At 37.9% G+C, this 11,994-nt stretch carries 12 protein-coding genes; 4 read left to right on the forward strand and 8 right to left on the reverse strand.

What is annotated here, in order from left to right; translation table 11 throughout:
• Window positions 1-114: 114 nt before the first annotated feature.
• The 8 genes from BM308_RS10300 to BM308_RS10330 form a co-directional block, all read right to left on the reverse strand.
• The gene (locus BM308_RS10300; protein WP_143075419.1) at window positions 115-564 is read right to left on the reverse strand and encodes a metal-dependent transcriptional regulator; all 450 of its coding nucleotides are present in this window, start codon (window positions 562-564) and stop codon (window positions 115-117) included.
• A gap of 30 nt (window positions 565-594) precedes the next feature.
• Window positions 595-1,041, reverse strand: a complete 447-nt coding sequence (locus BM308_RS10305; protein WP_074945014.1) for a transcriptional repressor — start codon at window positions 1,039-1,041, stop codon at window positions 595-597.
• A gap of 183 nt (window positions 1,042-1,224) precedes the next feature.
• Entirely contained in the window at window positions 1,225-1,386 is a 162-nt protein-coding gene (locus BM308_RS13380) for a hypothetical protein (RefSeq protein ID WP_177214445.1), read from the reverse strand.
• A gap of 67 nt (window positions 1,387-1,453) precedes the next feature.
• A complete protein-coding gene (locus BM308_RS10310; RefSeq protein ID WP_074945015.1) occupies window positions 1,454-2,116 on the reverse strand; it encodes a hypothetical protein in 663 nt (220 codons plus the stop codon).
• Window positions 2,117-2,179: 63 nt separating this feature from the next.
• Window positions 2,180-3,244, reverse strand: a complete 1,065-nt coding sequence (gene nadA, locus BM308_RS10315) for a quinolinate synthase (RefSeq protein WP_218152559.1) — start codon at window positions 3,242-3,244, stop codon at window positions 2,180-2,182.
• Window positions 3,245-3,253: 9 nt separating this feature from the next.
• A complete protein-coding gene (locus tag BM308_RS10320; protein ID WP_074945019.1) occupies window positions 3,254-3,784 on the reverse strand; it encodes a plasmid pRiA4b ORF-3 family protein in 531 nt (176 codons plus the stop codon).
• An 11-nt stretch (window positions 3,785-3,795) separates the two neighbouring features.
• On the reverse strand, window positions 3,796-6,435 hold the full coding sequence (locus BM308_RS10325) for a tetratricopeptide repeat protein (protein WP_074945021.1): 2,640 nt from the start codon (window positions 6,433-6,435) through the stop codon (window positions 3,796-3,798).
• A 333-nt stretch (window positions 6,436-6,768) separates the two neighbouring features.
• Entirely contained in the window at window positions 6,769-8,481 is a 1,713-nt protein-coding gene (locus BM308_RS10330) for a carbon starvation CstA family protein (RefSeq protein WP_074945022.1), read from the reverse strand.
• A 417-nt stretch (window positions 8,482-8,898) separates the two neighbouring features.
• Here BM308_RS10330 and BM308_RS10335 point away from each other — a divergent pair, with 417 nt between their 5' ends.
• The 4 genes from BM308_RS10335 to BM308_RS10350 form a co-directional block, all read left to right on the forward strand.
• Window positions 8,899-10,065: an aminotransferase class I/II-fold pyridoxal phosphate-dependent enzyme gene (locus BM308_RS10335; protein WP_074945024.1), complete on the forward strand. Its 1,167-nt coding sequence runs from the start codon at window positions 8,899-8,901 to the stop codon at window positions 10,063-10,065.
• A gap of 1 nt (window position 10,066) precedes the next feature.
• Window positions 10,067-10,723 carry a pimeloyl-ACP methyl esterase BioG family protein gene (locus tag BM308_RS10340; RefSeq protein WP_074945026.1) on the forward strand — a complete coding sequence of 219 codons (657 nt, stop codon included), beginning with the start codon at window positions 10,067-10,069 and terminating at the stop codon, window positions 10,721-10,723.
• A complete protein-coding gene (gene bioC, locus BM308_RS10345; protein ID WP_074945027.1) occupies window positions 10,720-11,472 on the forward strand; it encodes a malonyl-ACP O-methyltransferase BioC in 753 nt (250 codons plus the stop codon). The genes BM308_RS10340 and bioC overlap by 4 nt, the downstream gene beginning before the upstream one ends.
• Window positions 11,473-11,725: 253 nt before the next feature.
• Window positions 11,726-11,994, forward strand: a 269-nt coding sequence (locus tag BM308_RS10350) for a hypothetical protein (protein WP_143098605.1), incomplete at its 3' end; no start/stop codon positions are given.

Raw genomic sequence — 11,994 nt, forward strand, 5'->3', positions numbered from 1 at the left:
TTTTTATCATGTATACGTTTAATAGAGAAATCATGAACAGAAAAAAAAAACAAAACCCGCCAATATAGCAGGTTTTATTGTAATTAGAAAAAATTCGAAAATTAGATATGTTAGTTAAACCAGCTCATGATCCTTTAGGTATTTAATAATTCCTTTCATGGTCTTATCTGAAATCACGTGCTCAATTCTGCAGGCATCACTTTCAGCAACGTCTGAAGGGACGTTGGCCACACTCTTAAAAAATACAGTAAGATACTGATGACGCTTAAAAACAGATTCTGCCAGTTTTCTACCCTCAGGGGTAAACTCAATATCACCGGCAAGACCAATTCTTATCAGATCTTTTTCCTTTAGAAGACCAAGACCGCGTGAAACACTAGGTTTACTTAGTTTTAACTCGTTAGCAACATCAACAGCTCTAACAAGACCATTTGATCTTCTTTCCTTAATTACAAGAATGGTCTCAAGATAGGTCTCTCCAGATTCTGCAATCTCTCCTGTTTTTTTCTGAACAGCCTCTGGAACTGCATCTAAAGCTGATGGTGCACTCTTAATTTTTTCCATGTTAAAACTAAATTCCTAAATAAATTTCGATTAAATTACAGTTACGTTAATTTTATCACCTACAAGGGAAAGGCGAACATTATTCATTGAAGATATTGTACCGCGTTGAACCAGTCCTTGCTTAATTAATAATTCCAAATCCTTGACGGTGCCTTCGTTTAAAATCTTTCTGCCCTTCTCGTCAGCCACAACTCCGAGTCTTGGCTCAACTCTCTGCATTCCAAGATTTCTATTCTTTGAGATCAGACCGATCTGCTCTAGACGGTTGATTAGACGATAAACAGTTGCAATTCCAAGATCTGGTACAAACTGTTTAGCCTCATACCATAACTCTTTAGGAGAAGTGCATTTACTTGAAGTCAGGATCTCAATGATACGACGTCGCTGAACAGTCATTCTAAGTCCACTTGCTTCGAGTTTACGTATTGTGTCCTCGGTTAAGGCATTGACGTTAAAGGATTCGTTTTCATCAAACATAGTACACCCACTCTTCCATACTATTTCTTACTATTTTTATATATGGGGTTCTTTTTTTAGATTTCAAGAAATATGTTAATATTTTTGAAAAATTAACTCTCACATATCTTTTAGAATAGTATGTATATATAAAATCTTCACTATAAAAGTTAGAAAGAATTACAACTTTTTGAGGAGTGAAAACTATTCATCCTTGTTATCGTGGCAGTGACACTCTGACCCACCGGTTTTAGAACAACCGCAACCTCCTTTAAAAGAAAGAATTGAAAAAATCTTTTTAAGTCCAGAATAAAGGGCTAAGGCAGCTATTGCGAAAAGAATAAAAAGAATGATTTTTGCGGTCATATATAATCTCCATTTTGAGGAAATTATAACAGATAAAGTTAGCTATAGCTAACGATGCAAAAAACTATCATCTGCTGCTTAGGAAAAAACCGATAGTGAAGATAATCAGAAGAATAGCACCAGAGATTTTTACAAGCTTAAGGCCAAGCTGGCTCTTTCTCTCATCACTGGCAATTCTCTCTATACCATCATGTCTAATCTTATTTTTAAGATCACGCAGAGACAGAGCTCCATCTGTATTTGCATCAGCTTTCTTCGCTATGAGACCTACCCTTGCAGTTCCCCTGTACATGTAAAAAGAAAAACCGATAGAGTTTCTGGTAAAACGTTCTTCCTTGTAATCTAAGACAACATTGCCGCCTAGTTTTTCACACAAGTCAATAAAGGCAAACTTAAGTGATTTGGAATTTCTGGCTTCACGGTTTAAAGAAATATCGCTTGAGTCAATAAGCTCATAGCCATCAGGAATTCCAGATGAAATAATTCCTGTCTGAGATGGCTCCACATAGAAGATGTTATCCTCAAGAAGATTCTGCTCCTTGGAGATAAGCATATTCTTAACTATTTTATCTTCATCAAGATCAAATTCGACACGACAGCCGTTTATCAGCTTTGATTCATCCTGATTAGGAGACAGGCTCTCTGTTGAAAAATTCAGTAAAAGGCCATCATCAGACTGAATCGCACCGGTATTCTCATCTGCATTAAAGTAGGTAATGGTTCCTTTCATAATGGTATTCCTCCAGAACAAAGCCTATCTGATTTTACTTATATGTCCAATAGAATTGACAGATTAAAGAACAATTTTTCCTGATTTAAGATCTGCCGAAAAAGACAGCATTCTATCAAGAGGTTTCAATGCCCCCTGACGAATAGCTTCATCCACATGAACACTGTGAGAATCGGGATTATTCAGGGCTCTGATTAAGGATTCTAATGTGTTGAGTCCCATCCATGGGCAGTTAGCGCAGCTGATACAGTGACCAGAGGTACTTACAACAGGAGCTTCAATAAATTTCTTATCAGGACAAGCCTGCATCAGTTTATAGAAGATATGCTTTTCGGTACCAATGATGAATTCATTAGCTTCCGAATTTTTTGCAAAAGCCAGAATCTGAGAAGTTGAGCCAACATAATCTGCCTTTGCAACAACTGCTGCAGGAGCTTCAGGGTGAACTAACACCAATGCATTAGGATTTTCTTTTTTAACAAAATCTAGAGCATTCTCTTCAAAGGAATCATGAACAATACATCTTCCAGGCCAGCAGTAAATTTCACAATCTGACTGAGCTGCAATATAGGAACCTAAATGACGGTCAGGTACCCATAAGATAGGATTCCCCTGTTTGGTCAGGTATTTGCCAAGCTCCACCGCTAAAGATGAGGTGACAATCCAATCTGACTGAGCCTTAACCTGTGCAGACGTATTTGCATATGCCACAACTGTAGCTTCAGGATGAAGAGCTTTTACTCTTTTTAAATCCTCAACATCACAGCATAAATCCAGAGAGCATTCTGATTTCAGATCAGGCATAATCACAGTTTTATCAGGTGACAGAATCTTTGCAGTCTCGCCCATAAACCTTACACCAGCAACTAAAAGCAGTTCTTTATCACTGTCACGACCTACTCTTGCCATTTCAAGAGAATCGCCAATAAAACCGCCTGCAGCCTCGCATAAGCGCTGCATGGTATCAGAGGTATAGTAATGAGCAATTAAAAGAGCATTTTTCTTTTTTATAAGCTCAAGTGCCTCATCAAACAAGGCATCATCTTTTTTCTTATCTTCTAGTGACAATGGTTCAGGTAATAAAAAAGAGTCAGGTACTCTGACTCCATCAATCATGTGTAGTGGCATTTTTTATAGTTATCCTTTTACATTGAACGGAATGGCACTAACCTGACTCATAGTTGCCTCAAGATCCTTGCGGATCGATCCGTACTCTCTTAATCTGTTTGTAACATCCTTCAAATTAAGACTTGGACAGTCATCCTTATCATAATAAGCGGTAATGGAAGCTGCTGTCAGGTTATCCTCAGAAGGGAGCAGACCTGCTCCTACAAGACAGGATGGGATCAGGCAGTAAAGCTTTTCTTCTGCTTTCATAACCTCAACTTTATGACTTAATGAACCAAAGCTTTCGTTAACAAAATTAAAAACATCCCCGGTATGTAGAGACAGAGAATCAAAGCTTTTAAGCTCCTCAAGAGAAGAAGTTTCGCCATCGATGCCGGCTGAGAATTTCTGATTATTAATAATAAAACAATATTGAGATTTCTTGTAGTCAAAGGCAAGAGCGATCAGTTTTGCAACATGACTGATATCAGCCTTTCCTTCTATGGCAACTAGTCGCCACAAAGGAGTATTCTCAATGGAAACCTTTAAAAGGTACTGCAACTTTATATCTCCTACTGCACAATATTTGAAACAAACACATCAGAATCCAAAGGCTCATTGTCTGAACTTCTAGACTTAACCGCAATATTGCAGTCCTCACATGAAAGAAGACTGAAATCCATGGCAGTAAACAGACTGCTTACAATCGAACCTGAGAATTTACCCTTCATGATCTTCTCTTTGAAGATACTGTAGGATGGTGGCATGGTATAGGAGCGAATAAACATAAAAGCAGAAACCAGATCAAAATCAGAACTGCTCTTGGTCTTAACCTCGTTCAGGCGTTCGCACAGTGAATAAACCTTCTTTGAATCCTCCATCTGCTTTTCAGATATATTATTAAAACAAACGGAATAAGAACCTTTTACAAGATGCTTTCTGAGATTAGAAAGTATCTGATAGTCAGGTTTAATATCCATTCCCTTAAGCTGTTTCTTCTTTAGGGAAGGTGTGTTAGCCCAGAATTCTGAATGGTAAAGATTGTAGGTTATATCTTTTTCAAGTTGAGTCTTGCCGGATACAAGCTTGCTGATAATCTCCTTCATCTTATAGATTGCAGGTGAATTGTCATGAGCAGAATCATCCTTGTCATCCATCATGAAATTAAAACTGATGTCGAGACTCTTTCTGAAGGTTGGGAAGTAGGATGACTGAGGAGTATCCAGAGGGAAAGCATTCTTATACATTGACTGGTAATAGCCAAAGAAAGAGGTATAACCGTTTAAAATAGCTTTCTGCTGATACTCAAAAGCCTTCTCCACATTAGCAGGAAGGAAAATTCCTGAATGATACATATCGCAGAGGATCAGACAGGCCTGAGGATTATCCACCGCAAGCTCTTCCATCTCCTCGATAAGCTGCATGAATGGTAGCGGACAATAGGTACCGGTAGCCTTTAAATGCTTATATTCTTCAATTGCATCAGGGAAGATGTATTCAGCTGCATAACGTAGGTAAGTATGAGCTAATTTTGAATTACTTGACTCATAAACCTTGTAGAGAACATAGTAGCCTAGAATATTTCCGTAATTGATAGCTCTTGTGGCGTATGCCTCTGCTTTATCCATATCATTATTGATTACAGCTCCTAAAGCTATATTCAAAAGTGCAAAGGAACTGCCCTGCTCTCCTGCAAGCTCCCAGTAGCTTAAGGCATATTCATCCGGCTCATGCTCTTCTAATACGAGATTTCCCAGAAGGAAGCTAGCCTTTGCATACCCCTGCTTTGAGAGAACATGAAGATACTTCTTAGGGATCTTGTCAAAGGTCCCCTTGTAAAGACAGAAAAGACATACATAAGCACTTAAAGAATAAGAATCCTTCTCTTTTAAGCCGTCCTTAATGAAATCAAATAGGAAATCTGAAATCTCGGTTTCCTTGTTAAGTCTAATATCCAGAGCCAGCGCAATTTCATTGAGCAAATCAGGATCATCCTCCAGAGTACCCGTAATCTCAAGGAATAAGGCAACCGCAGCTTTAAGTCTATGACTCTTAGGAGATTCCTGAAGATTCTCAATTAAGATATCCAGAAAATCATCGAAGATTTCCATAGGCATTGAAAAAGGAACTGACTCATAATCACAGTCAAACTTTAAAGAGTTTAAAAGAGCCAGAATATTAAACAGACAGAGCTCTTCAAGATCACTTCCCTTTCCACAAACAGGCTCAAAGCTCAGAAAATGCTGTTCCTTGGTGGTCTTGATATAGCGAACCAGAGCAAAAGAGTTTATAAGCAGAGTATATAAATCTGTAAGCTCAGACTCTGATTCCATTTCCGAATCAATGGATAAATCCAGGAAATAAACAATGAAAGCCATGGTACAGAAAGGATCACCCACAACCATACCATATGAGAACCACTGTCTGGCCTTTGCCTTATCCAGAGGCAGATCTTTACCTCGCATATAGGCATTACCTATTCTATAGGCTACATTTCCCGGAACACCTTTAATTACCGAGGAAGCCTCGGCGTAAATCTGAGATGGATGATAGACATTGAAAGAGGACTCAAAAATAGTACGAAGAGCCTCCAGATACAGGATATTCTCCTCATCATCATAATCATCAATCTGAATCTGCAGCTGTTCCTCAAAATACTTAATAGGCATCAGGAACAGTCTGGATATGGAAGATAAATCCTGCCAGTTAGGAGCGCCATCAATAAACAGCTGATCGATAAAAAAGGTTATTGCTGCAGGAATATAAACAGGCACACAGGAGGAAACAAAATTATCCTCATTGATTTTGCTGAAGTCATCTGCAAACTGACGAATAATCTCTAGAGATCTGTCGTAGTATTTTTTTGAACGAGCATACTTTAGGACAGAGGAAGATTTAAAGTATTTTTTCAGATCACGGGTACTGAGTATATCAAGAGCATTTTCAATTCTCTCGAAGATATCATCCTTCTGTTTTACATTGCTCTGCTCCAAAGCAACATAATTCCAGTAGATATAATCGTCAAAATCAGTCTTTTCAGTTTTTTCTGAAAGCTCTATCTCACCGTATCTTCTGACTTTAGCGTTTAATTCATCCTGAGTAATAACTTCATAGGCAGAATCAAAATTTAGGAAATTATTCTCAATAAAATGAATATTCTCTTTAAGCTCAGCTTCATCCAGAAGTTTATTTTTTTTATTTGCAAGTGACATGTTTTCTCGTTGTTCTCGAAAAAAAATACAGTCTCAGTAAAGCTATCTTTAAAAAGCTTCGTGAGAAAGAGACAGTGAAGAAACGCAGTCTCCACAATTAAAAGCATAGTACAGCTTATGTAGAATACTTAAAGTAAAAATTTAAGATTATTTCTTGTATATTTTTCCTACTTTGTATTGGTTATTTTACACTTTACAAAAACAAAAAATGATATACATAAGCTTATTTAACATAAGGTTAGTATATCATTATCTTCTAGCCTTCACAGTACAAAATAGAAGACTATTCTCACATTTTTAGCTAGGCGGATCAGTTTCCGCCCAGCTTTAAAATTAAGCCTCAGCTGCGCTTGAAGCGAATCTGCTCTTAACAGTATGAACGATTACTGACAGACCTAAAGCAACCAGCATACAAGCCATTACAACAAGTACGAAGCCAAGACCAACCAGCACACCGTTTGAATTCCACTGCTGAGAGATAACCTGAGTTACGCCCCAAAGACTCATAATCAGCATGAATACCATTGGAACGAAGGCAACCAGCCAGTTAACATTCTTTGACAGCAGCCATAGAGAGATAACCAGTAAGGTCAGAGCTGACATCAGCTGATTTGAAGCACCGAAGATTGGCCACAGAGAAGCTGCCTCACCGCTTAGTGCCATGTAGATTGATACAGCGACAATAGCAAAGGATGCAACGTATTTGTTCATAAAGGCACGTCTTACAAGACCAACAGAAGCAGTCTTAGTTTCGCTTACCTTCTCTTCTGAAACCTTTGATTTAGGCATGAACAGCTCCTGACATACAAAACGACCTAATCTTGTAGCTGTATCCAGAGAAGTCATCATGAATGCAGATATTGCAAGAGAGATGAATACCTTTGCAAGAGAGGTATCAAGACCTAAAGCACCGCAGAAGTTTGATATACCGGTAGCGAATGCTGCTGGAGGGTTCTTGCCTAGCTCAGCGAACTCGGTGTGTCCCATAGACATAACTGCAACCAAAGCCATAATGCCAAGAACACCTTCGATAAGCATTGAGCCATAACCGATTGGAAGCGCATCACTTTCCTTATTCAGCTGCTTTGAGGTTGTTCCTGATGCAACCAGTGCATGGAAACCTGAACATGCACCGCATGCAATGAAGATAAACAGTGCAGGAACAATGTCAGTCATCTTGCCGTCACCGGTAACAGCAGCGAAACCTTCAAATGAAGACATTTTAATCTCTGGGCTGTAAGCAAGAATTGAAGCAAAGCCTAAAGCAAGCATTGCATACAGAAGCCATGAGTTCATGTAGTCACGAGGCTGAAGTAACCACTGAACAGGCATTACAGATGCTACAAAGATATAGATTGCAAGTACAGCGATCCAGAATGATCTAACATTCTCAGAAGCAATACCGAAAGCAGTCTCTACATTCAGAGGGAAGCTTTCACCAAGGTAAACTGATAGGAAAACTAATGGAATAAAGATTAAAGAAGCTCTCTTTAAACTGAAGTTCAAATTAATTGTTGTGAAGGCAAACAGTGGAGCCATGAAAATAAACAGCAGAGATGCAGTTGCCACCTCAGGGAATTTTGTAAACAGTCCAGCAATCAGAAGTGTGAAAATAGCAACCACAAGAACCAGACACAGCAGACAGAAGCCTAAGAACAGCTGTCTTCCGGTAAAGCCCATCATTTTCTCCATAACGAAGGAAACAGATCTTCCCTTATTACGTACAGAGATAACCAAAGCTGCAAAATCATGGAAAGCGCCAATAAATACGCAGCCAACCAGAATCCAGATTAGAGCTGGGAGCCAGCCGAAATAAGCAGCCATAATAGGGCCTACGATTGGACCTGGGCCTGCAATTGAAGCAAAATGATGTCCAAAAAGAACAGGAGCTCTAGTTGGAACGTAATCTACACCGTCCAGATTAGTATGTGCAGGTGTAGGTTTCTCTGGGTCTATTGAAAATAATTTCTTTAAAAAGTTTCCGTATGTAAAATATGCTAAAACAAAGTATGCTAAGCAAATACAGAATAGTACACTGCCTGTCATTTGATTCACCAAAAAATTTGAGCAATTTGTTTAATAAGAATAAAGACAATAGTCTCACAGGAGAGTTACCTGCGATCTAGAGCATGAGCTTTGTAAGCTTTTGAAGTGTTTTTTATCTTAATGGTTAGAGATAAAAATCGACTTGAACGGGGGTAATGTTCGTTGTCGTTTTATTTATTAAAAGACTTTCTAAGCAAATAGTCAACATTTATTTTAGCGCAACACACAATTATTTATTGTGCATTTTTTGCAACACACAAAATCAACAAAAATTTCAGTAGGTTATTAGCCAAGTTTTACGGGAATTTTTTTTAGATTTCCTTTCTGGTGCATAAAATATTAGTAATCGGCTCTTCAGAATTTACCATAGTCTTTTGTTTTTGCTAGAATTGCTGAAACCAAAAGAAGGTTATAATTATGAATTTGTACGAAAGAATGCTGCAGAGTCTTGAGAATAACCGCAGCAAAGGTGTTTTCAGAACCATTGTTCCTAAATCTCAGAATCAGTCAATGATTAGCATTGATTCAAAAGATTATCTGAATCTCTCCTCTAATGATTATCTGGGACTTGCCGCAAATAAAGAATGTCTTGATGAATTCCATGAATACGCAAAATCTCAGTCATTAAGACTTTCCTCCTCAGGCTCTCCTCTGCTTACAGGAGCTCACGAGAGTTATGCCCTCTCCTGTGAGGTCATGGAGACCTTGTTTGGAAAAAAAGCCACTTTCTTTAACAGTGGTTTTTCTGCCAACAGCGGAGTATTAAGTATTCTTGGATCAGAGGATACACTGATTATTGCAGATAAACTCGCTCATGCATCAATGATTGACGGTCTTACAGCTTCTAAAGGAAAGTTTCTTCGTTATGCTCACAATGACTATGATCATCTGGAGCGACTGATACAGAAGAGCATTTCTGACTACGATAACATTATTATTGTTACTGAAGCAGTTTTCAGTATGGATGGCGATAGATGCGATCTGAAAAGACTTATAGATATTAAGCACAAATATCAAAATATCTATCTTTATATAGATGAGGCCCATGGCTTTGGTGTTTTATCTGAAGATGGTAGCGGACTGTGCGGATCCTTAAAGCTTATCGATGAGGTTGATTTTATACTTACAACCTTTGGTAAAGCTCTGGCATCAGAAGGAGCCTGCATACTTACAAACGAGACCGCACGTGATTACATTATCAATAATTCCCGACCTCTGATCTTCTCTACAGCATTATCGCCTTATACCTTTGCCCATGAGGCTTTCATGGTTAACTATATGAAGAGAAGAAATGATCTTCGTACAAAGCTCGATAAAATCAGTTCATATATTCATCAGACTCTGAATGAATGCGGCTTTGATAATGTTTCCTCATCTCAGATTATTCCTCTTATAACCGGTGATAATGATAGAACCTTAAAGGCCAGTGAATTTTTTAAAGCTCACGGAATCTATGCAATGCCAATCAGACATCCAACAGTTCCTCTGGGTAAAGGACGACTAAGAATATCTCTTAACGCGGGATTAACCGACACTCAGGTTGAACTCCTTGCAGATACGATAAAAGCATTTTCAAAGGATTAGAATGAAACAGCTATTCGTAAAACAGAATCATACCGACAAGCTTAATCTGATTTTTCTTGGCTACGGTCAGGATGGGGCCATCTTTGAACAGCTTAAGAACAGCGATAGTGCTGACATTGCTCTGGTCTATGATTATGAGAATGAGGATTTTGCCCCTTCTGTATATAGTGAATATAAGAACCTGAACCTTATATCCTGGTCCATGGGGGTAATGATGGCCCCAAAGATTCTGGATAAAAACGGACTTTTAGATAAAGTTACTACCTCATCAGCAATCAACGGAACATTGGAAGGTATCAGTGATGAATACGGTATTCCTCTTAAGATATGGAATGCCACCATTGATGCTCTTTGCGAGAGTGCGGTTTTAAAGTTTTATCGCCGTATGTGCTTTGATGCAAAGCTGTATGAAGAATATCTGAAATTCAGACCTCAGAGATCTGTAGAATCTCTCAAATCAGAACTGATATTTATCCGTGACTTTACAAATAATCCACTTGTTGATGGATTCTTCTACAACAAAGCATTCATTGGACTTAAGGATAAGATTATCTCTCCTGTAAATCAGTTAAATTCTTTTAAAAAGACCCAAACAGACACTCAGGAAGTTGAATGTGCTCACTACTGCTATGAGCTATTTGAAAACCAGCTATTATGATAGTAAAAAAAGAATCATTAAAAAGACATTTCTCAAAAGCATCCAGAACGTACGATGATAATGCGTCAGTTCAGCTATATATGGGAAAGAAGCTGCTTGAATACATAGCAGCAGATAAATTTAAGCACGTTCTTGAAATTGGCTGCGGCTCAGGAATTTTCACAGAAGAAATAGTAAAAAGGTATTCTCCACACAGTATCGCTCTCAATGATATCTCTGAGGAGATGCTGAATACCTGTAGAAAACGTTTTTCTGATTATACGAATATTAGCTATCACCCAGGTGATATTGAAAAAATATCATTAAAGGGAAGCTATGACCTGATTGCATCAAATGCATGTTTTCAGTGGCTTTCTGATCTTAAAGTAGCTCTTAATAGATTTATAGAGGCATTGAATTCTGATGGAATTCTTGCCTTTACAAGTTTTGGTAATGAAAATGTCAGAGAAATCTCTTCGTTAACCAACAATGGACTTAGGTATCTTTCCTACTCTGAGATAAATGAGATTATAAAAAGTCTTGATGTACCATATTCTCTTCACGAAGAAGTTATTCAGTTCCATTACAAGGATGCTCTTGAAATGCTTAAAACGCTCAAAAAAACAGGAGTAACCGGTTTTTCAAAAAAGACATGGACCAGAGGAATGCTTAACAGATTCATTGAAGAGTATGAGTCAAAGTATTCCGATGAGAAAGGAGTATTTTTAACATGGCATCTATATTATGCCGTTATCAGAAAACAAGCTTAGCAGAGAGTTGATTCAACAATAAACACGAAAGCTCATGTACTGGCAGTTGCTATAGAAATATTCAGGCGACAGCCGTGCATAAATTAACAAATTAGAATTACAAAAAGTAAATCAATTTCACCTGTACTTTGCAAAGTAGGTACAACGTATTCTAATCAAATCTCACAAAAAATTTAAATAACAATCAGTTAGATATTATTTTTAGTGCTATAATGTAGGTATTATATAGTTGTACCTACAAAGATATTTTATTATGAGTAAAATTGCTCCTCTGCCAACAGTTTATTGTTGTAAATCAAAGAATAGAACCTATATTCGCACCTATAAGAACTCTCGTGTTGAAGGTAAAAATTATCCTGTTAAAACAGATATTCGTAATATTGCTGAAATTGCAAATGGTGAAGGTGTCGGAAGACTTATTTTCAGAGAGGATTTCTTAAAGGAGAATCCTAAGTTTATAGATAGACCTGTTGTTAGAGTCTTTGATGAGCATTCCAATAAATACGTGTTTAAGTATGCAAG

The sequence above is a fragment of the Succinivibrio dextrinosolvens genome (assembly GCF_900116345.1).
Taxonomy (GTDB): domain Bacteria; phylum Pseudomonadota; class Gammaproteobacteria; order Enterobacterales; family Succinivibrionaceae; genus Succinivibrio; species Succinivibrio dextrinosolvens_B.